This is a genomic window from Microcystis aeruginosa NIES-843 (genome assembly GCF_000010625.1).
Classification (GTDB): domain Bacteria; phylum Cyanobacteriota; class Cyanobacteriia; order Cyanobacteriales; family Microcystaceae; genus Microcystis; species Microcystis aeruginosa.
Map to the genome: position 1 here is coordinate 5,341,603 of NC_010296.1, position 22,729 is coordinate 5,364,331.

Sequence of the window (22,729 nt, forward strand, 5' to 3'; positions counted from 1 at the left end):
AAGAATGGCTAGGACTTGCTGAAAAAGTACGGGCGAAGCATTCGGGCAATAACTTATCGCTGAAACCGTAGATTTCCTATCCGAATGCTTCGCCCCTACAGGACGTGATCGATAAACTGTTTGCGTTTCATACAACAATTTTCTCTTCTTGGTAGTTTCCCCTAGTAGCGGCAATTGCTTCCTGTTTATTCAATTCTAATGCTTCACTAAGAGTAATTTTTAGGCTTTCTAATAACTGATCACGAGATGCTTCTTGACAGTTAACTTCCGGAATTTCTTCTATCCAACCAATCCACCAATCTCCGTCTGGCTGAATGATAGCTGTGTAGGTGTTAGTCATAGAATATCTCCTTAGCTAAAATACAAATATATATTATTATACTCGATTTAGGAAACTCTGAAACCGCTCATCTCCCCGAATCTGCTCAAAATCTTTATCCGTTTTCGCCATATCCTGATATTCGACATCAAGATTGATGGCGCGTTGTAAGTTTTCGATAGCTAATTCCACATTGTTTTGTAAGCCATAACAGCAAGCTTTATTGTAGTAAGCATTAGCAGAATTTGAATTAATTTTAATAGCTTGATCGTAGGATGCGATCGCTTCTTCCAATCTGCCTAAATCATCTAACGCATTCCCTCGGTTGTACCAAGCTTGATGGTAATCGGGTTTAAATTCTAAAGCTCGATCATATGATGCGATCGCTTCTTCCAATCTGCCTAAATCATCTAACGCATTCCCTCGGTTGTACCAAGCATCAGGGTCATCGGGTTTAAATTCTAAAGCTCGATCGTAGGATGCGATCGCTTGTTCAAATCTGCCTAAATTACCTAACGCAACCCCTCGGTTGTTCCAAGCATCAGGGTCATCGGGTTTAAATTCTAAAGCTCGATCGTAGGATGCGATCGCTTCTTCCAATCTGCCTAAATTATATAACGCAACCCCTCGGTTGTACCAAGCTTCATGCTTATCGGGTTTAATTTCTAAAGCTCGATCGTAGGATGCGATCGCTTCTTCAAATCTGCCTAAATTACCTAACGCAACCCCTCGGTTGTACCAAGCATCAGGGTCATCGGGTTTAAATTCTAAAGCTCGATCGTAGGATGCGATCGCTTCTTCCAATCTGCCTAAATTACCTAACGCAACCCCTCGGTTGTACCAAGCTTCATGCTTATCGGGTTTAATTTCTAAAGCTCGATCGTAGGATGCGATCGCTTCTTCAAATCTGCCTAAATTACCTAACGCAACCCCTCGGTTGTACCAAGCTTCATGCTTATCGGGTTTAATTTCTAAAGCTCGATCGTAGGATGCGATCGCTTCTTCAAATCTGCCTAAATTACCTAACGCAACCCCTCGGTTGTACCAAGCTTCATGCTTATCGGGTTTAATTTCTAAAGCTCGATCGTAGGATGCGATCGCTTCTTCAAATCTGCCTAAATTACCTAACGCAACCCCTCGGTTGTACCAAGCTTCATGCTTATCGGGTTTAATTTCTAAAGCTCGATCCCAGGATGCGATCGCTTCTTCTAATCTGCCTAAATTCTTTAACGCAATCCCTCGGTTGTACCAAGCTTCATGGTAATCGGGTTTAAATTCTAAAGCTTTGTCGTAAGAGGCGATCGCTTCTTCAAATCTGCCTAAATTACCTAACGCAATCCCTCGGTAGTTCCAAGCATCATGGTCATCGGGTTTAAATTCTAAAGCTCGATCCCAGGATGCGATCGCTTCTTCAAATCTGCCTAAATTAGCTAACGCAATCCCTCGGTAGTTCCAAGCATCATGGTCATCGGGTTTAAATTCTAAAGCTCGATCCCAGGATGCGATCGCTTCTTCAAATCTGCCTAAATTAGCTAACGCAATCCCTCGGTAGTTCCAAGCATCATGGTCATCGGGTTTAAATTCTAAAGCTCGATCCCAGGATGCGATCGCTTCTTCTAATCTGCCTAAATTACCTAACGCAATCCCTCGGTTGTACCAAGCTTCATGGTAATCGGGTTTAAATTCTAAAGCTTTGTCGTAAGAGGCGATCGCTTGTTCAAATCTGCCTAAATTACCTAACGCAACCCCTCGGTTGTACCAAGCATCAGGGTCATCGGGTTTAAATTCTAAAGCTCGATCGTAGGATGCGATCGCTTGTTCAAATCTGCCTAAATTACCTAACGCAACCCCTCGGTTGTACCAAGCTTCATGGTAATCGGGTTTAATTTCTAAAGCTCGATCGTAGGATGCGATCGCTTGTTCAAATCTGCCTAAATTATATAACGCATTCCCTCGGTTGTTCCAAGCATCAGGGTCATCGGGTTTAATTTCTAAAGCTCGATCGTAGGATGCGATCGCTTGTTCAAATCTGCCTAAATTACCTAACGCAACCCCTCGGTTGTACCAAGCTTCATGGTAATCGGGTTTAATTTCTAAAGCTCGATCGTAGGATGCGATCGCTTCTTGGTATTGTTCGAGATAATCAAAAGTAGTACCTTGATAAAACCAACCGTCTTCCCATTGAGGTAGCAAACTAACTAGACGGTTGAACCCTTTTAAGGCATCTTGATAGCGCTTTAATTCATATAGTTTAAGAGTAAATCCTGCTAGAGAGGGCAACATTTACTCTGGTTTTTGTTTAAATAACTGCCAAATTAACTGTTTTAGAGGACGCAGATAGTCATTTAATTCTACCTGCTTTCCCTTGGCTTCAATTTGTCCGTCGCGAGGTTCTAAAATGTTTTCTCTGGCAATTAAATCAGCCAAACTTTGCTTGATTTTCCAGCGATACCAGAGTTGTTGCCACATATTTCCCTTGGCGATAAATCTGGCAGTGGGTTCAACAATAAACGGTTCTAAGGAAACATTACACTGGCGCAACAAATCCACCGCAGCATAGATATATTTCGCCAGAGTATCCCTTTTAATTGCATCCTGATAACGTTTTTGCCAGTTGCCTCGCAGAGTAGCTTGATAGTTGGCAGGATTGAGGGGTAATTGTCGGTTGTCGAGGCGCACTAAATTTTCTACCACATTGCGAAAGGTAGAATCATTACAGGCAGCAATGCTGCTGTAGTCAGTTTCGGCTTTAATGTTGGTTTGCGGGATAGTATCCTGCAATAATTCGACAATTGCACCGTCTTCCGGTGATGGCAATTCTACCAAGTGAAAACGGTTCCACAGTTTTGGGTATTTATTCCACTGTAACTTATCCCATTCACTCGGTTGTCCCGGTAATTCGGGTTCTTTTTCATCTCTCGCAGTGGCAATTACTCGCACTTCTTCGGGACGAGTACAATGGTTTTCATAAGCTTCTAGGGTTTTTAATAGTCGTTCTTGTAAGGGAATATTAATCGCCGCAAGAGGACTATCTTTTGCTTGGGGATTTTGTTCTACTTCCAAACTGCGGCGCATATATGAGTTAAGATCGTCGAGGAAAAATAGTAATTTTCTATCTGTTCCAATTGCCTCTAATTGGTTATTTTCAGGTCGCTCTAACCATTCTCCTAATTTTAATACTAATACCGTCCAGCCTTCATGATTCAAGCGTTGCGCTACTTCAGCAGCTTCTCTAGTTTTGCCGATTCCTGTGGGTCCGAGAATAATTAACCAGCGATTTTCCTCCAGATTTTGCAGAAGTTCGTTAGTAAAGTTTCGGTCAGCCATTCGGTGTTGGTAAATAATATTATGATCCGCTAAAGGAGATTTATCCTTTTCATCCCTTTTGTAGATAATCGGGATTACATTGCTATTGGGGGCAATTTTCGTAAAGGGTAAGGACGGTTCAATGATTCGGACTTTTCGTTTTTGCTCTCGATACCACCAAATGAAACCGATTATTGCCAGAACAACAGTCACTAATGCACCGGAGAGGAGATTGTCAATCCAGTCTTTATTAGTTTGATAGAATTGTATTATAGAATTCCACATAAGCCTATTTTAGATTTGAGATTTTCGATTTGAGATTGCGGAATGTGTGTCTAAAGATTTGTAGAAAATTAATTCGACTTCTTTTCACCGGTGAGAATATTCTTCCTCCTCGCCATGATAAGGCAAATTTTAGCTGCTTGTAAGTCCCTATTACCAACATATTGCCACAGGCAAGAATCGATAACTACAGGGTAAGCACATCTTAACAATCCTTGACAAAAGCTGCTGTCGGGTTGGGTTTCGTTCCTTGCTAACAGTATTGGTGTTACTGAATTAAGGTATGAATGCCAACTTTGCACCGCATCGAAAAGTTAGTTTGTATCTAGCTTTTAAAAATCCCACAAAAGAAGATTTATACCAAATCCGCTTTTAATATTACGACTAAGTAGCTGGTTATAATTAAATTAAAAATAGATTTTAGGTTCGATCCCCCCTGCCCCCCTTGATAAGCTATCCATTAGTCACATCTTTCTTAACATAAAATTTGACAAAAAGAGAAAAGTGTGCCAGATGGCTCAAGGGGGTTCTATAGGGGGACTAATTTGATGAGATAGTTTCCAAGTCTGGCTGATATCATGTAACCTTCGCAGTCCCAACCAAATAGTTTTAACACCAGGTTCACCGTCACCTTTTCTACCTAAAAACCCCCCAAGAGAAGCAATCATTCTGACCGCTTCTCGAAAGGAGGGCGGCTTTTCAGGTGGCGGACTCTTTTTATGAATAGTGGCACACAAAGATTGCCATTCATGTTCTTCCAAAAAACTTTCACAACTCTCCTCTCCGTGTAAGCGTGCTTGATAGGTTAACCAAAGTAATCTCCAAGCTACAATTGAATAGGTAGCTAAGGCCATCTCAATTCTCCTACCCGTTTCTAATTGCAGTTTTTCTAATCCACAACCACTTTTTAAAACAAAATGATAGCGTTCTATTAACCAGCGATAACTATACCAGCGCACACAGGTTATCGCTGATTCAAAGCTACTAATGTCTAGGCTAGTTAAGAGCAGCCAACTGATAGGATTAACTCCGCTATGCGGATTTTCTTCTTCAGCTAAAATTACCTGTAATTTGACCGGTTGACGAGGGGTCGCCTTGGAGTGATGGCTAGGTACTTGTATTTCAAAACTGGCAAATCTAACTGTTAGTTTAGCTAGTCTAGCCTCGTGATTAGGATTGCGTTTTACTTGCACATCTAAGGTCCCACAGGCTTTTATTTCTCTGATGGATTGATGTAAATATTTAGGCTCTGAATGCCCTGACCTTTGCTTGTCTTCGAGATAGTTAACTTTTCGGTTATGAGTTCCTCGAATTAATAAATGAGAGTTAGGACTTCTTGATTGGGCAAATAAATCAAATATGTCTGCCTCACAATCTCCGATTGTTACTACTTGAATATCTTCGGGTATCTGTTGTTGTGTTTCTGACAAAGAATCTAACCATCTTTGACTTTCTTTTTCTTGGGTTTCTCTTTTTTTGCGTTGCTTGGCAATCCCTAAATTCTTTTCTTCTCTTGCCCAGACATATTGATTAATCAGTCCTAAAGGTATTCCGACTGGGGACACTCCTAAGGTGGTATGAACTTTGAGACCAAAGGATTTTTTATAATCTAGATAACCCATGCCTTTTTTGGCTTTTTGCGTCGTAAAGTCTAAACTTGTTGTGTCTTGCACTGCCAAAACTATTGGATGTTCTTTGATTCTTTCTACTGTACTTTTGGCCTGGGCGGCAATTATATCTGAGGGGTGAAAATAGGGGGAATTCCAAAAGTCGTAGGTGGCACTCGCTGCGGCTAGATTTCCTGAAGCTTGTGGCACACTTGTACTAGGTTGACTGGCCAAGTTTTCCACGATACTGATTAACCTTTTCTTTCTTCTGGTGTCCCCTAGGTCTGCATACTGTAATTCTTGGGCTGCCCATTTCTCCATTTTTTTGCTTACCTCCACCTTAATTCCTTCTTTCAAAACTATACCTATCAATCGTTTCCCCTTTTTTTAAGTTTCTTCTCTTTTTGTTAAGAAAGATCCGACTAATGGATAGCTTGATAAGGGGGGTGCCGATCCCCCCTTAGTCCCTAGGGCTGTTTCATTTAAATTAATTACAGCTGATTTTGAGTCAATAAATTTGAATGAAAATTCTCAAGTTTATCTTTTTCTAATCAAAAGAGTTAGTGACAATAACTAATCTTTAATCCTCTGCCAATATTGATTATGAATAAATTGATAAAGCCTGTTTCCAAGCCACTAAAAGCCTATCTTTCTTGAAATTGTCTGAGAGTACATCCTGTTAATTTAGCTAATTTTTCTGCTTCTTACGTCGATAAAACTATCAGTTTTTCCCAACGTTCAGCTAACCACCTCTGTCCCTCTGTTATTGAGAGAAAACCCAAACCTCTGAAAAGATTCAATCCTATAGTTGTGAGAATTGACCAATTGCTGGCCGCTTGAAAATCACTTATCTCGCTTTTATCTTCCTCAAAAATTACATCTTTTACCCAATGTAACTGATTTTCTATTTTCCAATGTCCTCGAATAATTTTAGCAAATACTTGAGCGGATTCGGTTAGGCTACTGATATAGTAAGCTGTTTCTTCATAGGTTTTATCCCCGCGACTACCCTTTCTTTCTACTTTAATAACTCTTCGCAGATTTTCAAACCCTTGTCTTTCATTTTTTCTCACTTTAAAAACTTCTATTTTTCTTGATATTTTTCGTCCATGACTATTATCTTGTTCAAGAAAGCAACTTTCTGGCTTTGAGGAATTACTCAGGTCTTGTATTCGCTTATAAAGATTTTTCTGATTTCCTTTAACGGTGATAACATAGTCATTTTTACTCTTGGCTATTAAGCTGATTGTTTTTTTCTGACAGTGTAAAGCATCGCCAGTAAAAACTTTATTTTGGAGAGAGCAATCCTCAATTATAGCTTGCCCTTCGTCGATTTCAGACCCTTTTTTGTTTTCGATTCTTTTTAAGTGTAATACTAATCCACTTTCTTGACTAAACAATGAGACAAACATGATAAAATTTTGTTGTTCATTATTAGGATTCTTTCGGGTGTTTTTGAGACTTTTTCCATCCATACCTAGCCAATTTATATCATCTCTTTGTCCATATTCTTCTAATGCCCATTCATTAAACATTTTTAACAAACTCTGCCAGTCAACTCCCATCATTACCCTTCTAATTGTTGAATAGGATGGGACTCTTTCTGGAATTATGTTAAATTCTTTACTGAGCCTGTGCCGATTATTTTTAGCAAACTCTCCTAGTTCTCTATAACCTGAGTATCCTAGCATTGTTCCCAGTATTATTACTACTAATACTATCCATAAAGGGTGTCTTTTTCCTTTATCTTTCCGAAAGTCCTTGACTTGTTTCAGTTTTTCTATTAAGCTCAACATATATTTAAAAGGTTGGCGGTCACTTATCATTTTACCTGATATTGATCGCTTTTACTTTTGATATTCTGATGGGAGAATGAAACAGCCCTACCCTTAGTCCCCCCTTTAATCCCCCCTTGATAAGGGGGGCATCTGATAATTTTTAACGCCTACCTACTTAACTCTCGATCGAATTTCAAAAACCCAGTTATGGATTTTTCCCCCTACTCCCCACTCCCGATTAAAATTGAATTACACTCATATCTAGGGATAAAAAGCGATCGAGTCCTAAATACATCCAATAAATAGAGTTTGGGGATTCCTGAATAGTTTTTTGAAATCCCAAGGCGGCGGCTAATTTCTCATAATCGGGATGAATAATCAAAGTATGTAAATCGCAGAGATGAGGAAAATCTAATGTCATTTTCTGGAGAGTTTTTTGGGCATCTTGCAGAAAAATTAAACGATATTTATCTAAATAATTAGTATCGATCATCCAACTGCGAATAAATACCGAAAGACAATTTTCATCTCCCACGGATGCCATTTTAAAAGGATCCTGTTCGTTGATCGCACTTAGATGTAAACTCTTGTTAGGAGAGGTAAAAAAATTCGCTTCCGACTCGTTTGCGGTGGGATAGAGGAGATAAAAACCGACGGGATTAAGATTATCTACCCGACGCAAAACTCGCATACCTGTGGTGTAATCTTTTGCCCAACCCCGCAACAGACGAGAAATGCGATGGGGAATTGCTTCAGCATTGCGATTCATCCAGTTATAATTGCGTGTCAGCAAGTTAGCCACAGGAATCGCATCACAACGGGGATTAAATTGATCTAATTGCAATTCTACAGATGATTCTGAGCTATCAGGCTCTAAAATCCCCGTAATTGGCTTGATTTTAATTCTGGTTGTGTTGCCGTCAAAAATTTTTTCAATTAAACCAAGGGCTGCTAATTTATCTAACATCATACCGGCAGAGCGATCGCTGCCCTGATCCTGATCCTGATAAAATAAATCCGATGCTTGCCGATGGGTACAGATAATGGCAGTGGTGGGAAAAATTAACTGGGATAAAGGGGGTTTTGCCTGTCCTTCCTTGGCGATCGCATAAATCCAGAGACGCAGAAAACAAGTGGCACGCACCCGGGTTAATCCCACTCTCCCCACCAAGCACTCGATCATTTGTTCTTGTTTTTCCCAAGAAAACCAAATTTTCAGATGTTTAATCTCCATCTTTTTGCTCCTAGATTCTGACAACGATTATACTTTATACTTCACCCCACTTCACCCCACTTCACCCAAGTTCTCAACCCTCCCCCTACTAGATAGCGCTCATTGTTGTTGCACCTCTAGAACCGACAGAATGGTTCCAGAAACATTTAGGAGACGATTATGAACGATAAAAAATACGGTACTGCTCCCAGTCATACTCAAGCGTGGATTTTTCAAACTTGGTTATCTTTTATTGTCTCTATTTCTGCCACTTCTTTAGGAGTTATTTATCTACCAGTAGATCCGTGGATTAAAGGTTATTTAGGCATGGGTTTACTATTTAGCGTCGGTTCCACCATTAATTTATCAAAAACTGTCCGCGATGTCGAAGAATCTAAACGCTTAATTAATCGCATTGACGAAGTAAAGTTAGAACGGATCTTGACTCAGTACGATCCTTATAAGGAGTAGTTTTTCTCAGTTATTGGTTATCAGTTTTTTCGATTATTCTAACTCTTTTTTCTGACTTAGGAGAGTTTATATGCTATTCACAACTAATCTCATCGGTGTGACCAAAGGAATAATTTCTCTTTTACAAAATCCCAGTAACATTCTGTCTGTATATGATATTGAAGATGGCTTAAAAGAGAGTTGGTTACAGCGATTATCTTGGCAATATGTTAAAAGCGATCGGGAGCATCTCACCTTTGTAACTCCTAAATTAAGTTTTATGTCAAGCTATTTTGAAAGCCTTGCTAGAAGCAAGTTTCATCGACAAGTATAATTACTCACTTGCACAAATGAGATTCCTCCTCCCTAACAAATAAACAAACCAATAGATACTTGAGGCAATGATGATTGCAGAATTAAATATCCGGTTAGAAGCCCACGAAAAAACAACCGAAGAGATAAGGCTACGGAAGGAAGCTATCGACCGGCAGTCGGCCGAGTTCAACCAATGGATGACCGGAATCAAAGCAAGGCTGGACGCGATCGCACGCAAGATCGAACGGGACAAAAAACACTAAGTAGAGCCAACGCAAAGCACTCGCTACGCAAAACCGCATTCTCTGTCTCACAAGAAAAGGTGCTTTATGGTTTATCGTCGGCAAATCGATCGCTTCGACCAACTAACCGAACATAAGCCCACCTTATCACCCCAACAAGAAATACTTTTGTCAACCCCCTTTACAAACCGTTACAAACTCTCTAAGATAGAGACATCATCAATCGTACCTCGATAACTTAATAGGAATCATAAACCAATGACCACCACTCTACAACAGCGCGAGAGCGCTTCCCTGTGGGAGCAGTTCTGTCAGTGGATCACCAGCACCAACAACCGCTTATACATCGGTTGGTTCGGTGTCATCATGATCCCCACCCTGCTCACCGCCACCACCTGCTTCATCATCGCCTTTATCGCCGCTCCTCCTGTAGATATCGACGGTATCCGCGAGCCTGTAGCCGGTTCTCTACTCTACGGAAACAACATCATCTCCGGTGCGGTTGTTCCCTCTTCCAACGCGATTGGACTCCACTTCTACCCCATCTGGGAAGCTGCTTCCTTAGATGAGTGGTTATACAACGGTGGTCCCTACCAGTTAGTCATTTTCCACTTCTTACTAGGTGTCTTCTGCTACCTCGGTCGTCAGTGGGAACTGTCTTTCCGTTTAGGAATGCGTCCTTGGATCTGTGTTGCTTACTCCGCACCTGTATCCGCCGCTACTGCTGTATTCTTAATCTATCCCATCGGACAAGGTTCCTTCTCTGATGGTATGCCTTTAGGAATCTCTGGAACCTTTAACTTTATGTTCGTGTTCCAAGCAGAACATAACATCCTGATGCACCCCTTCCATATGTTAGGTGTTGCCGGTGTGTTCGGCGGTTCCTTGTTCAGTGCGATGCACGGTTCCCTAGTAACTTCTTCCTTAGTGCGTGAAACCACGGAAATCGAATCTCAGAACTACGGTTACAAATTCGGTCAAGAAGAAGAAACCTACAATATCGTTGCCGCTCACGGTTACTTCGGACGCTTAATCTTCCAATACGCTTCTTTCAACAATAGCCGCTCTCTGCACTTCTTCTTAGGTGCTTGGCCGGTAATCGGTATCTGGTTTACGGCAATGGGTGTTAGCACCATGGCGTTTAACCTCAACGGGTTCAACTTCAACCAGTCGATTCTCGATTCTCAAGGTCGTGTAATCGGTACTTGGGCCGATGTGCTGAACCGCGCTGGTATCGGTATGGAAGTAATGCACGAGCGCAATGCTCACAACTTCCCCTTAGACTTGGCTAGTGGTGAACAGGCTCCTGTAGCTCTGATTGCTCCTGCTATCAATGGTTAATTCCTAGTCTGAACGAAAAGGCACTCCCGCGAGGGGGTGCTTTTTTGTTGTTAGAATTATGATATAGCTCAATGTTAAATGGAATCAATTTTATGTTATCTTCTCTGATAATTGAACTGGAACAAAAGTTACGAGACTGTTCTCTTGAAGATAAACAATGGTTATTGGAGCAGTTACATCAACAATTAGGATTGAATAATCAAAAAACAACTAAACAACGATTAATAGATAGTTGGAATGAAGCTTATAGTGATGGATTGGACGAATCAGAAACTTTAATGTTAGAGCGAATACGGCATCATCAAAGCCAATTATCTGAGTAAATATGACGATTTTTCAAGGAGAGATTTATTGGATTGATTTAGGAGAACCACAAGGTTCTGAACCTGCTTATCTTCGTCCTTGTGTTGTGGTGCAAAATGATGCTCTGAATCAGTCACAAATTGGGACGGTTATTGTGTGTCCATTAACAACCAATTTGAGACGAGCAAAAGCTATTGGTAATGTTTTATTGAATGAGGGTGAAGGGAATTTACCAGAATCCAGTGTTGTTAATGTTTCGCAGGTTTTCACGGTTGATAAGCGTCTTTTAACAGAGTCTATCGGAAGACTTTCTCGGGAAAAAATCAAATTAATTATTCAGGGAATTAATTTGGTTATTGAACCTCAAGAACTCGAATAATAGGGGGTTATAAAATATAAAATTATAAAAAAAGCGGTTCTTCGTTACTTGGTATGGTTCGATCAGGGGGCAGAAATCGGCTAAATCCTTATCTGGCAAGGGACTTAATTGATTAGCTCGTTCTAGATTGAAAACAATTGGCAAAAATCGAAGCAATGTCTTTCTATATAAGGGTTTCACCCCTTATAACTCCCGTCCATTGCATAACACAAACCGAAGAACCAAAAAAGCGATCGAGCTACCGCTCAAATAATTGCCCAAAGATATCTAGCCGCTAGTCCCTGTTTAGAAACCCTGCTGAAACTCCCAGAGGATTCCCAGGGTTATCATTATGCTACTCACCTAATGAGGCTCAATTTTGATCCTAATTTTTATCGGTCTATTCAGGTAAATTCTGATACAGATTATCTGCTGCTTCGCTTACGGCAAACTCACGATATCTGGCATATAGTAACAGGTTTTGGTGTCGATGGCATGGGAGAATTGCAACTGAAAGCTTTTGAATTAAGTCAAACTCGTCGCCCTCTAGCTATTGTCATAATTTTAGGGGGATTATTGGGAGCTTTATTTTCTTCGCCACTTTCCTTACATTCTCTCTGGAAAGAGATTGTCACCGCCTATAATTTGGGCAAAAATACTCGACCTTTTTTGGCGCAAAAATGGGAACTAGCTTGGGAGAAACCCCTGCTAGTTTGGCGGCAAGAATTGGCGATTGTCCACTCGAACCTAGAAAATTAATTTTGCTGGACTACTTAAGTAAGTGGTTATAATTAAATTGAGGATGGATTTTGTCTTTGATCCCCCCTTAATCCTAGGGTTTATTCATAGTAGGGTTGATTCATGAATCAACCCTACCCTTAATCCCCCTTTGATAAGGGGGGTGCCGATCCCCCCTTAATCCCCCCTTGATAAGGGGGGCATATGATAATTTTTAACGCCTCCCTACTTAGAATAATCGACTAAACCGAATAAATCCCGATTAATCGGAGAAAATAAGACGATTTGCCTATTCAGGGGCTAGAGGACAGAAAAATTGTCAGACAATCGGGAAAAAGTGACAGGGGAAAAATTTTTCCGAACCGGAGTAGCAAAAAAATCCCAGTCCGGGTAAAATTGATTATCGATCGATTGTGTGAGGAGTCCGATCCCCATGACCAATAAACACACAGCAAGGCTGCTGAGCAGTTACCTGCAGCGCCTGCCTGCCCATAGCTGGCTCATCCTAGTGTTTTGGGCTTTGATTATCGCTCCAGTCCAAGCTGCTGTCGAATTACGCATTGCCATCAGTAAAGGTGTTAGCGCCGTCTCCGTGGGTAGTTCCACCGATGCTGTGGTGAAAGATGGGGCCGGGAGAGTCCTAGGAGAATTGACCGCCATGAATGCCCTCAATGCTAATCCCAGAGGAAAAGCGGTGGGTTTGGCCGATTGGCAGGCCAGTCAATTGCTCATCGAACCGGAGAATGATGGTTACGTCTGGATTAACGATCGCTGGTATCGAGGACGGACAAGGATCATTCGGCAAGGTTCTGGGGTGACAGCCCTAAATTTAGTCGATTTAGAGGAATATCTCTATAGTGTCGTCGGTGCGGAGGCGATTCCCTCCTGGCCGCAAGAGGCCTTAAAAGCCCAATCCGTGGCGGCGCGCACCTATGCTCTCTACCAAATGAATACTTCCGGCAATCGCATCTACGATCTTGATACTACCACCCGCACCCAAGTTTATAAGGGTCTAGAAAGCGAGTTTACTAGCACCCACGAGGCAGTTAAGGCCACCGCCGGACAAATTATGAGTTTCAACGGCAAACCGATTCTAGCGGTGTTTCACTCCTCCTCTGGGGGCCACACGGAAAATGTCGAGGATGTTTGGAATTCCCCCTTACCCTACCTGCGCGGTGTCATCGATTACGATCAAGTCGCCCCGGTATTCCAATGGTCAAAAAACTTTAGCGCCTGGGAATTAGGCCGTTTAATCGGTGGTGTCGGTCGCGTGCGATCGCTATCTCCCGAAAGGACCACTCCCCACGGACGAGTGATTAGAATGCGTGTAGTAGGCGATCAAGGCTCTAAATTAATCTCTGATACCCAATTACGGCGAATACTCGAGCTGCGTAGTACCCTATTCACGATTTCAGCTGATAACGGTACTTTTGCCATTAATGGTCGCGGTTTCGGTCATGGGATCGGTTTAAGTCAATGGGGCGCTTTTTCCCTCGCTGACCAAGGGGTGACTTATGACCGGATTCTCGGCCATTATTATCAAAATGCTCGTTTAACTGAAATGCCCAACTAAAAAGGCTGTCAGCCATTTCCAGTCAACAGTAAACAGTGAACTGATCACTGATAACAAGGATCGAATCTAAAACCTAATTGGTTAAGCTAAGTAGGGAGGCACAATTATTTGTAGGATGGGTTAGCGGTAGCGTAAACTATGCTGGCGTTGGGTTTCATGCTTCAACCCAACCTACGTTCATCTGATCAGTGATAACTGATAACTGATAACTGATAACTGATAACTGATAACTGATTATGAGATAATGTCTGATCTCACTTGTAATTTTTGACTTGCATGACCATCGTTACCGAAGCCTTAACCGAGTTGGAACCAGTCATAAAAACTACCTTTACCGTCGAGGAAATTCGCCAACTACTGCCCCATCGTTATCCCTTTGCCCTAGTTGATCGTATTATTGACTATGTACCCGGTCAAAAGGCCGTTGGCCTAAAAAATGTCACGATCAACGAGCCTTTTTTTCCCGGTCATATTCCCAATCGTCCCTTGATGCCGGGGGTGTTAATTGTTGAATCCATGGCCCAAGTGGGGGGAGTGATTTTGACCCAATTACCCGGGATGAAAGGGAAATTTTTTGCCTTCGCTGGCATTGATAAAACCCGTTTTCGTCGTCCTGTGGTGCCGGGGGATCAATTGATCATGACGGTGGAATTATTATCCTTCAAGATGAATAAAATTGCTAAAATGCAAGGGGAAGCAAGAGTCGATGGGCAATTGGCCGCTCAGGGCGAAATGATGTTTTCCATCTTTGATTGACCTATGAATTTTGATCGAGATCGTCTCCGACAAGAACTAAATTTATTTGCTATTCTAGGGGCTTTTATCACCAATATTTTCGCTAATATTTTCCCTCTCAACGGCGAAAATATCGGGGCTATCTCGAATACAGTTTTTCAAGATGTCTTAATTATTCCCGCTAATTATGCTTTTGCTATCTGGGGATTAATCTATCTGGGTTTAATTAGTCTGGGAATTTACCAAGCTTTGGCTTTCAATAAAAATGAACCGCGTTTGCGTCGGTTAGGCTACGAATTAGCCATCGCTAGTGCTTGTCAGATTCTTTGGGTAATTCTCTTTCAATCCCGTTTTTTTACCCTGTCTTTACTGGCAATGCTAGGCATTTTAATTTCTCTCATCCGGCTTTATCTCCGCTTAGAAATTAATCGCTTGATTGTCAATCGTAAACAGGGTTTATTGGTTAATGCTCCTATTAGTATCTATTTCGCTTGGATTACCGTAGCCACGATTGTCAACGTCGCTTCGGTGCTAGATTGGATCGACTGGCAGCCATGGGGTCTAACTGACCGGATCTGGACGGTAATAATTCTGGTTATCGGGGCGATAATCGCAATTTTAGTCGGTTTAAACCGAAAAGATCGGGCTTTTATCGGGGTGTTTATCTGGGCTTTCTTGGCGATCGCTGTTAAACAGATTTCTCTGCCTCTAATTGCGATAACGGCGATTATATTAGCGATTATCCTAACTTTTCTGGTTTTTAGTGGCAGTTTTCGTCCTCTGAGTCGTTAAAATGCGGGATCACAGCGAATTTCGACGATAAAGCCATCGGGATCGTAGAAGTAAACCCCCCTGCCAGTCGGACGGGTCACGGGTCCACTAGCAATAGTAATTCCCTGACTTTGTAGCACTTCTAGGGCAAAATCGAAGCATTCGGGGGCAATATCGAAGGCTAAATGGTTGGCACGGGTAAAAGCGATTTCGGGATTGTCGTCGGGAGGGTTTAAATCTGGTTCCCAAAATAGGTCAATTACTGTACCATCGGGGGTGATAAAATTGGCCACTTTTCCCTGGGCAACTAATTCTTTTAAGGTACTGGGAATTTTTTCCCCCTTTAATTCCTCTAAGCCTAATATTTCCCCATAAAAATGACGAGAAGCCTCCATATCTTTGACGTTGAAAGCGATATGATGGACTTTTCGCAGTTGACCGATTTTGAGTTTTTTTGCGGTTACGGAAGGGCTAATAGTCATTTTAGTTATCATTTATCAGTAAAGGATTGGGGGATTTTTCAGTGAACAGTAATCAGTAATCAGTAATCAGTGAAAAGACAGCACTATTAATGTCATTTAATACTCCTCATTTAATACCGCTAACTGATAACTGATAACTGATAACTGATTGGCGACTTAAGAGTTAATTTTTTGCAATAATTGCCGAATTGATTCCGCATCTTGGGCGTTGGGTAGGAGAGCAAGATAGAAGCCTAAATCCTGTTGCGCTTGGCTGAATTGTCCAATTTGATAGTAAACTAAACCTCGATCGCGCAGCTCTAAGGGATGATTAGGAATGAGCAAAAGTAGCAGCTCTATTGTCCGAATTGTCTGAGACCATTGTTGACGATTCAGGTAAATATATTTTAAATTAGTCAACAAACGTAACAAAATTTGCTGATTGGTAGCAATATTGAGAAAATGTTCTTCTAATTTAACTGGCTGTTGATAAACCTGACTTAATCTTTCTTGACAGTCCTGTTTAAATAAGATTTCACCACCGTGAAAGGGATCGACAAAAATTTCCACTTCCTCGAAATCGGGACGGATAATAAAATGGCCCGGCATACCAATTCCTACCATGGGAAAATCGATCTGTTTGGCAATCTCTAAGTAGATAATCGAGAGAGTGAGCGGAATACCCGTGCGGCGATCAATTACGTCATTTAAGTAGCTATTGCGGGGGTCATAGTATTCTTGGGTATTACCGGTAAATTGTAAATCTTCAAACAAATATTGATTGATAATCTTGACTATTTTTAAAGGATATAATCTATCGGGTAAACGTTTTTTTACCTCCTCAGCCATTAAATTTATTCTATTTAAATAGTGATCAATATTGAGGCGCGGATATTCAAAATTGGCTATTTGTAGGGCTGCCCGAGCTAGATTTATCTCAGGGTCAGGATGTTGAATTGTTTCGATGAAGGCTTGGTATAAGAGTGCAAGGGTCATTAGAAAAGGGTATTAATCAGATTATCAACTATTTTAACCGATCCTTCCGATTTTATCGCTTCTCTTTTCCGATCACCATTCAATATTCAGCAATTTAGATGAGCTTTCCCGGGAGAAGTAGCGAGAAATCTTGTCAAGGTCTAGATTAACCACCGCTTTTTCTAAAGGGATCGTGCGACAATTTTTATTTTGAGACTGCACTTGATAAACTAATTGATTTGTCCAATCTAAAGCAGTTAACCAACCACTTTGAGGATGATAAACCCCAGTTTCAATGTCTAGCCAACCGCTGCCGCGAGCTAGTTGTCCCGGTTTGACATCGGGAAAGGTAAAGGTTAAAGTATGACCTGTGATAATTAGTTTATCCTTGAAATAGGGTTGGGTCATGGCATGAAATTCGTTTCTAATCCAACAAAACTGCTCGTTTGTTTGCTGTTCAAGGGGATATTCTGGTTGTACTCCCGCATGAACTAACCAAATATCTCCTAGGTCTAAATAAGCGGGTAGGGATTGAAACCAATTAATATGCTCGGCGGGTATATTGTTATTATAACTTAGTAGTGTCGCCGCCCCGCCACTCTCGATCCAGCCGTTAAACCATTTTTCAGAAACTTCTTTTCCTGCCAGAGCTTTTAAGAGCATATATTCATGATTTCCTAGGAGACACTGGTAGTTATTTTTGATGACAAAATCCACCACTTCCAAGCTCTGCTGTCCTCGATCGATTAAATCCCCCAGAAAATAAACCTCATCCTCACTATCGGGAGCAACTCGGTTTAATAGTCGCAAAAGTGTCTGAAAACTGCCATGCACATCTCCGATAATAATACGACGCGGTTCTTGAGTCTGTTTCCCTATTTTTTTAAAAAACACACACCCCTCTCTAATTGCTGAGATTGCTACTCTTTTATCGCTAAAAAAGCAGTTTTTATAAGGTCTTAATTTTATTATAGGACAAAGCTTTCCCTCTGACAGTCACTGGTTTTGGGGAACGCCGGAACTGCGGGAGAAAGGCTGTAAGTAGGTGGGTGGAATTAAATATAAGATGAACTTAGGTTGGGTTTCATGCTTCAACCCAACTCCCGCTCATGTTACGCTACCGCTAACCCATCCTACAAATAATTGTGCCTCCCTACTTAATTGTTTTGTAAAGTATTTTTGCAATCTCTGGGCAGGGAGCGGACAGGTTATGGTATTATTTTTTTATGATGAGTTTTTATATAATTGGATGTAAGTGTACATCATTAAACGCAAAAATTCCCATTATATAAAAAAGTATCTCAAAAAAATGCCCACTTGTCAAGCATGATCAAAAAAAAAGTTTTTGGTTCTTCGTTACTTGGTATGGTTCGATAGGGGGTCATAAATCGACTAAATCCTTATCTGGTAAGAGACTTAATTGATTAGTTCGCTCTAGATCAAAAATAATTGACAAAAATCGCTAAATGCCTTTCTATATAAGGGTTCCATCCCTTATAACCCCCGTCCATTGCATAACAATTACCGAAGAGCCAAGTTTTTTTTTGAGATTATAATAAAAAAAAATTAGTTTTCTGCTTCTATGATAACCCTAATTAACGCTAGAATTCCCGCCCATCAGGATCGACAACAAATAGAGATAAATACTGCTGGAAAGATCGAGAGGATAACGGAGATGGGGGGAAAGACAAGAGGGGAAAAGATTATCGATATGGAAGGGGATTGGCTATCGTTGGGAGGAGTAGATTTACAGATCAACGGAGGGTTAGGATTAGCATTTCCCGACTTAGAAATAACAGATCTAGAAAAGTTAGATAAGATTAGCGATTATCTTGAGAATCAGGGCATTGATGGTTATCTGCCCACCTTAGTAACCACGTCTGTGGAGAAATTTCAAAAATCCCTCTCAGTAATTGCCAAATATATCGAGAAACAGAAACAGGAAAATCGAGCGAGCGCGCAGGTTTTAGGAGTACATTTAGAGGGACCATTTTTAAACTATGAAAAAAGGGGGGCGCATCCGGCCCAATATCTTTTAAACCCAAGTATAGAAACAATAGATAAAATCTTTGGGGACTACTTATCGATCGTAAAAATTATCACCCTAGCCCCAGAATTAGATAGTAGCGGTACGGTGATTAAATACTTAAGCGATCGAGGGATTACCGTCAGTTTAGGACATTCGCAAGCGAGTCAAGAAATAGCAAAAGAAGCCTTTTTACAGGGGGCAAAAATGGTTACTCATGCCTTTAATGCCATGCCTCCTTTACACCATCGTCAACCGGGGTTATTAGGGGAAGCAATTATCAATGGCGAGGTGTATTGTGGGTTAATTGCCGATGGTCAACACATCCATCCAACCATGATAAAATTATTACTAAAAGCCAGTAATTATCATCGAGGAATTTTCTTAGTTAGTGATGCTTTAGCGCCGATCGGTTTAGAAGATGGTGTCTATCCTTGGGACGAGAGAGAAATTGAAGTTAAACAGGGAACAGCAAGACTTTTTGACGGTACTTTAGCGGGAACAACCTTACCCTTATTACAAGGAGTAGCCAATTTAGTTAACTGGGGAATATGTGATTTAGAAACGGCGATTCTTCTAGGGACAGAATCCCCCAGAAAAGCGATCGGATTAGCGGGTTTATCGGTGGGACAACCTGCCAACTTTTTGCGCTGGCAATCGGCATCAAATTGGGAAAGATTGGATTTCAGTCAGCATTTTGGCCTCTAACTGTTGAATGAGGGTATCGAGATCCACTTCGAGGCGATTAAAACATTCAGGGGGGGAAAGATCGGGTTGAAAATAAATCAATTTTACCTGACCATCACCGATAGCAACTATAGCCACTTCTTCCCTGGGATTATAGCGATAGATAATCCCAAGCATCTCTTGAATTTTACAATTAACCTTGCGATTTAATTTCTCTAGAGCCTCCCTAGAACAACAGACAAAATGGGGCTGGGGTTTAAGATCGATGCCCAGGGTTTCTTGGGCATCTTCTCCCCATTCCGAGAGTAAACCCCACATTAAACCGGCTAATTCCTGTTGATTTTCTTGCACGAATTGATCTAATTGATAGCGCCATTGATTAGCGGGATCATCGGGGATTGGTTGTTCAAATCTCATCATTAGCCTCTTTTCAGTTATCAGTCTTCAGTTATCAGTTATCAGTTCTTAATAAGGGGTGTGCCGATCCCCCCTACCCCCCTTGATAAGGGGGGTGCCGATAGGCGGGGGGATCCCCCTTAATAAGGGGGGGAAGCTGACAATTTTTAACACCTACCTACTTAACGACGGTACTCATCACCGCAATCACCGATTAACTGCAATAAATCCCGGGATTTTTGCAAGACATGATCAATTTTTTGATAGTCTTGGGGGGATAATTGAAAATCGAAAATACGGGCATTTTCTTGGATATGTTCAGCAACACCCAAACGCACCCCGATAATTGCCCCAGCTACGGCTTTTTGTTCGAGAACGTAACGCACTGCCACATTAGGAATGGTGACGTGATAGGAATCAGCGATCGCTTTAAGAACGGTTAATAATTCTTGGAATAATTGCCAGTTTCCCCAAGCATTGATCATGTTTTTATATTTCCGTAAACTAGCGGTATTGAGACTCATGGGATTGGGTTCAGGATGACCGAGATATTTTGCCCCTAATAAGCCTCCTGCTAGAGTACCATAGGCGAGTAGATAGATGTTATGTTCTTGGCAAAATTGTGCCATTTTGACGAGGGGACGGCGATCGATTAGAGAAAACTGGACTTGATTGGAGACTATTTTAATCCCGGTGCTGAGAATAATTTTTAAATGTTCCGTGTCGAAATTAGTCAAGGCCAGGTGTTTAATTTTGCCTTCCTGTTGTAATTCTCCTAAAAAATATAAGGCATCTAGATAATTTTTATCGCGATAATCCCACCAGTGAAACTGCAATAAATCGAGACTATCCACATCCATACGACGTAGGGAAATAGCGATATTTTTTGCGACTATTTCCTTAGTCATTTTACCCGGACGGGGAACCCATTTAGTGAAAGCTTGCAGATTATTTAAAGCATCAATGCCCCTTTGGGCGACTAATTGACGACGAAATTCACCGATAAAATCTTCGGCTGGACCGTAATGATCGGCCAGATCCCAAGTGGTGAAACCGGCATCTAGATAGGAAAACATACTAGGGATCGCTTTTTGGGGTGCGATCGAACCATGGGCGCCTGAAACTTGCCACATTCCGTTCAAAATACGACAAATTTCCAGATCGGGGGTAAACTGTAAGCGACGAGATTCGGACATGGGGACTTTTCAGTGTTGCCAAAGGCACGGCGTAGCCGTCCAGTAAACAGTAAACAGTAATCAGTGAAAAGACAGCAGAAAACTGCCATTGAATACTGCTCACTTAATATTCTATTCTCCTACTGACCACTGATCACCGATTACTGATTCAAGACAGATCGATTGTACCTGTCCAGAAAAAAGCGGCAAAGGGGAAGACTTTCGGAAAAATCTCCCCCTTTTTGGGTTTCTGCTGCTCAATTTTTGCTGGGTTAATATTCCACTTCCAATCGCGCTGCGGTGACAGCATCAAAAGCGAAAGCGAGAACTATAGGCATGGGACAAGCGAGGGTGATACAGAGAATTAAAGCTGTCAGAGTCAATCCGATCGCCACTCCTAACCAAAGTTTTTCGGCAGGGGATAGACCTTTTTGGCGCTTAATGTTTTGTAACACTTTGGTGGGAATTGGTTCTGGCATCACGGCATTGGGAGGGAATGCCCAATAATTACTGTAGCGTTCGAGAAATAGCTCTGTCCAGCCGTTTTCTTGACACCATTCTTGAATCCATGGTTCGTGAAAGTGTTTCATTGCTTCCCTGTTAACTTTTTCCAGTGATTACTATAAACATCTCCTGATGTGAATTTCATCCTAGCAAAGCTATCTTAAGGGTCGATCGGATTCAATAAAACTTAATATATGAGTAGTCGGTGGGTAAAATGTATTCTAAGATACAGTGCCAGCGAACGACCAGAACGAACCACAAAGACACAAAGGACACAAAGATCGATCGCTCCTATATAAGTTAAACCGATCACACAAAAGGAAATAATTGTTAAGTAGCTGGTTATAATTAAATTAAAAATGGGTTTGAGGTTCGATCCCCCCTGCCCCCCTTGATAAGGGGGGTGCCGATAGGCGGGGGGATTTGAAAGTTTTTAATACCTACCTACTTAAAAAATTTCGGTTCTCGATTCGGTACAGATTGCCTGTAATTTTTGGTCCCAAGTATCGAGGGGAAGGGTATCGAGATAGGCAAAGTCAAAGACAATCCCGATCGAGGGGATAGCTTGCCATTCGGGGGAATGTAGGAGACGATCAAAATAACCCCCCCCGTAGCCTAAGCGATAACCTTGGCGATCACAGGCGACGGCGGGAATTAACAGTAAGTCCACTTCAGCCGGTAAAATGACAGGAGCGATCGCTGTTGGTTCGTAGATGCCATAACGATTTAATTCTAGGGGATCGTCGGCAGTCCAACAGTGCCAAGTCAGGCTATCTCCGTCACAACGGGGAAAACCCCAGCGATGGTGTTGGCAAAATAAGGAACTTAAATCCGGCTCTTGACGATAACTGAAGTAAGCGAGAATGGTTTTAGCGTGGTGAAAGAGGGGTAAAGATTGTAAATTTTTGCAAAGTTGCTGACTATTTTCTTGCCAAATATGCTTAGGAAGCGCTCGTCTTTGGGCAATTAGTTGTTTGCGTAATTGGGCTTTTTTGGTAGCAGAATCCATAAAATAGAGATAAATAGGAGAGTAAGTAGCTGGTTATAATTAAATTGAAGATGGATCCCCCCTTAATAAGGGGGGTGTCGATCCCTCCTTAATCCCCCCTTAATAAGGGGGGTGTCGATCCCCCCTTAATCCCCCCTTAATAAGGGGGGCATCTGACAGTTTTTA

At 41.6% G+C, this 22,729-nt stretch carries 25 protein-coding genes; 11 read left to right on the plus strand and 14 right to left on the minus strand.

The window, feature by feature from the left end; translation table 11 throughout:
• Positions 1-127: 127 nt before the first annotated feature.
• The 6 genes from MAE_RS25320 to MAE_RS25340 form a co-directional block, all read right to left on the minus strand.
• On the minus strand, positions 128-340 hold the full coding sequence (locus tag MAE_RS25320; protein WP_012268012.1) for a hypothetical protein: 213 nt from the start codon (positions 338-340) through the stop codon (positions 128-130).
• 36 nt (positions 341-376) lie between these two features.
• The gene (locus MAE_RS35485; protein WP_012268013.1) at positions 377-2,602 is read right to left on the minus strand and encodes a tetratricopeptide repeat protein; all 2,226 of its coding nucleotides are present in this window, start codon (positions 2,600-2,602) and stop codon (positions 377-379) included.
• Positions 2,603-3,910: an ATP-binding protein gene (locus MAE_RS35490; protein WP_012268014.1), complete on the minus strand. Its 1,308-nt coding sequence runs from the start codon at positions 3,908-3,910 to the stop codon at positions 2,603-2,605. It lies immediately after the preceding gene.
• 515 nt (positions 3,911-4,425) lie between these two features.
• The gene (locus tag MAE_RS25330; protein ID WP_012263965.1) at positions 4,426-5,835 is read right to left on the minus strand and encodes an IS4 family transposase; all 1,410 of its coding nucleotides are present in this window, start codon (positions 5,833-5,835) and stop codon (positions 4,426-4,428) included.
• Between the two features lie 383 nt (positions 5,836-6,218).
• Positions 6,219-7,310, minus strand: coding sequence for an ISAs1-like element ISMae8 family transposase (locus tag MAE_RS25335; protein ID WP_012268016.1), 1,092 nt, complete (start codon positions 7,308-7,310; stop codon positions 6,219-6,221).
• Between the two features lie 220 nt (positions 7,311-7,530).
• A complete protein-coding gene (locus tag MAE_RS25340; protein ID WP_012268017.1) occupies positions 7,531-8,526 on the minus strand; it encodes a hypothetical protein in 996 nt (331 codons plus the stop codon).
• 159 nt (positions 8,527-8,685) lie between these two features.
• Between MAE_RS25340 and MAE_RS25345 the strand changes: the two genes are divergently transcribed.
• The 6 genes from MAE_RS25345 (at position 8,686) to MAE_RS25365 (ending at position 11,535) form a co-directional block, all read left to right on the plus strand.
• The gene (locus MAE_RS25345; RefSeq protein ID WP_002758035.1) at positions 8,686-8,976 is read left to right on the plus strand and encodes a YiaA/YiaB family inner membrane protein; all 291 of its coding nucleotides are present in this window, start codon (positions 8,686-8,688) and stop codon (positions 8,974-8,976) included.
• A 70-nt stretch (positions 8,977-9,046) separates the two neighbouring features.
• Positions 9,047-9,289 (plus strand): hypothetical protein, encoded by a 243-nt coding sequence (locus tag MAE_RS25350; RefSeq protein ID WP_012268018.1) that lies wholly within the window; start codon positions 9,047-9,049, stop codon positions 9,287-9,289.
• Positions 9,290-9,359: 70 nt separating this feature from the next.
• Positions 9,360-9,533: a hypothetical protein gene (locus MAE_RS33880; protein ID WP_012268019.1), complete on the plus strand. Its 174-nt coding sequence runs from the start codon at positions 9,360-9,362 to the stop codon at positions 9,531-9,533.
• 237 nt (positions 9,534-9,770) lie between these two features.
• Complete coding sequence (gene psbA / locus MAE_RS25355) at positions 9,771-10,853, plus strand: photosystem II q(b) protein (RefSeq protein ID WP_012264511.1); 1,083 nt, start codon at positions 9,771-9,773, stop codon at positions 10,851-10,853.
• A gap of 71 nt (positions 10,854-10,924) precedes the next feature.
• Positions 10,925-11,176, plus strand: coding sequence for a hypothetical protein (locus tag MAE_RS25360; RefSeq protein WP_002796481.1), 252 nt, complete (start codon positions 10,925-10,927; stop codon positions 11,174-11,176).
• A 2-nt stretch (positions 11,177-11,178) separates the two neighbouring features.
• Positions 11,179-11,535 carry a type II toxin-antitoxin system PemK/MazF family toxin gene (locus tag MAE_RS25365; RefSeq protein ID WP_012264523.1) on the plus strand — a complete coding sequence of 119 codons (357 nt, stop codon included), beginning with the start codon at positions 11,179-11,181 and terminating at the stop codon, positions 11,533-11,535.
• Here the strand turns inward: MAE_RS25365 and MAE_RS31075 are convergent.
• Positions 11,485-11,679, minus strand: a complete 195-nt coding sequence (locus MAE_RS31075) for a hypothetical protein (protein ID WP_173351046.1) — start codon at positions 11,677-11,679, stop codon at positions 11,485-11,487. The genes MAE_RS25365 and MAE_RS31075 overlap by 51 nt on opposite strands.
• 108 nt (positions 11,680-11,787) lie before the next feature.
• Here MAE_RS31075 and MAE_RS31080 point away from each other — a divergent pair, with 108 nt between their 5' ends.
• The 4 genes from MAE_RS31080 to MAE_RS25385 all read left to right on the plus strand — a co-directional run bounded on the left by MAE_RS31080 (position 11,788) and on the right by MAE_RS25385 (position 15,352).
• Positions 11,788-12,273, plus strand: a complete 486-nt coding sequence (locus tag MAE_RS31080) for a Coq4 family protein (RefSeq protein WP_231859816.1) — start codon at positions 11,788-11,790, stop codon at positions 12,271-12,273.
• Positions 12,274-12,685: 412 nt separating this feature from the next.
• Entirely contained in the window at positions 12,686-13,825 is a 1,140-nt protein-coding gene (locus MAE_RS25375; protein ID WP_002796484.1) for a SpoIID/LytB domain-containing protein, read from the plus strand.
• A 276-nt stretch (positions 13,826-14,101) separates the two neighbouring features.
• Positions 14,102-14,581, plus strand: a complete 480-nt coding sequence (fabZ, locus tag MAE_RS25380) for a 3-hydroxyacyl-ACP dehydratase FabZ (protein WP_012268022.1) — start codon at positions 14,102-14,104, stop codon at positions 14,579-14,581.
• 3 nt (positions 14,582-14,584) lie between these two features.
• Positions 14,585-15,352, plus strand: coding sequence for a tryptophan-rich sensory protein (locus MAE_RS25385; protein WP_041804405.1), 768 nt, complete (start codon positions 14,585-14,587; stop codon positions 15,350-15,352).
• Here the strand turns inward: MAE_RS25385 and MAE_RS25390 are convergent.
• The 3 genes from MAE_RS25390 to MAE_RS25400 form a co-directional block, all read right to left on the minus strand.
• Positions 15,349-15,813: a VOC family protein gene (locus MAE_RS25390; RefSeq protein ID WP_041804407.1), complete on the minus strand. Its 465-nt coding sequence runs from the start codon at positions 15,811-15,813 to the stop codon at positions 15,349-15,351. The two genes, MAE_RS25385 and MAE_RS25390, sit on opposite strands and share 4 nt — an antisense overlap.
• A 156-nt stretch (positions 15,814-15,969) precedes the next feature.
• On the minus strand, positions 15,970-16,788 hold the full coding sequence (locus tag MAE_RS25395) for a SirB1 family protein (protein ID WP_012268025.1): 819 nt from the start codon (positions 16,786-16,788) through the stop codon (positions 15,970-15,972).
• Between the two features lie 72 nt (positions 16,789-16,860).
• Entirely contained in the window at positions 16,861-17,661 is an 801-nt protein-coding gene (locus MAE_RS25400; RefSeq protein WP_012268026.1) for a metallophosphoesterase family protein, read from the minus strand.
• Between the two features lie 688 nt (positions 17,662-18,349).
• On the opposite strand from MAE_RS25400, the gene nagA reads away from it, so the two are divergent.
• The gene (gene nagA / locus MAE_RS25405) at positions 18,350-19,501 is read left to right on the plus strand and encodes an N-acetylglucosamine-6-phosphate deacetylase (protein WP_012268028.1); all 1,152 of its coding nucleotides are present in this window, start codon (positions 18,350-18,352) and stop codon (positions 19,499-19,501) included.
• Here the strand turns inward: nagA and ccmS are convergent.
• The 4 genes from ccmS to MAE_RS25425 all read right to left on the minus strand — a co-directional run bounded on the left by ccmS (position 19,457) and on the right by MAE_RS25425 (position 22,564).
• On the minus strand, positions 19,457-19,897 hold the full coding sequence (gene ccmS / locus MAE_RS25410) for a beta-carboxysome assembly chaperone CcmS (protein ID WP_041804412.1): 441 nt from the start codon (positions 19,895-19,897) through the stop codon (positions 19,457-19,459). The two genes, nagA and ccmS, sit on opposite strands and share 45 nt — an antisense overlap.
• A gap of 161 nt (positions 19,898-20,058) precedes the next feature.
• On the minus strand, positions 20,059-21,072 hold the full coding sequence (locus MAE_RS25415; protein WP_012268030.1) for an aldo/keto reductase: 1,014 nt from the start codon (positions 21,070-21,072) through the stop codon (positions 20,059-20,061).
• 251 nt (positions 21,073-21,323) lie between these two features.
• Entirely contained in the window at positions 21,324-21,641 is a 318-nt protein-coding gene (locus tag MAE_RS25420; protein WP_002762345.1) for a hypothetical protein, read from the minus strand.
• A gap of 362 nt (positions 21,642-22,003) precedes the next feature.
• Positions 22,004-22,564, minus strand: coding sequence for a 5-formyltetrahydrofolate cyclo-ligase (locus MAE_RS25425; RefSeq protein WP_012268031.1), 561 nt, complete (start codon positions 22,562-22,564; stop codon positions 22,004-22,006).
• Positions 22,565-22,729: the final 165 nt, after the last annotated feature.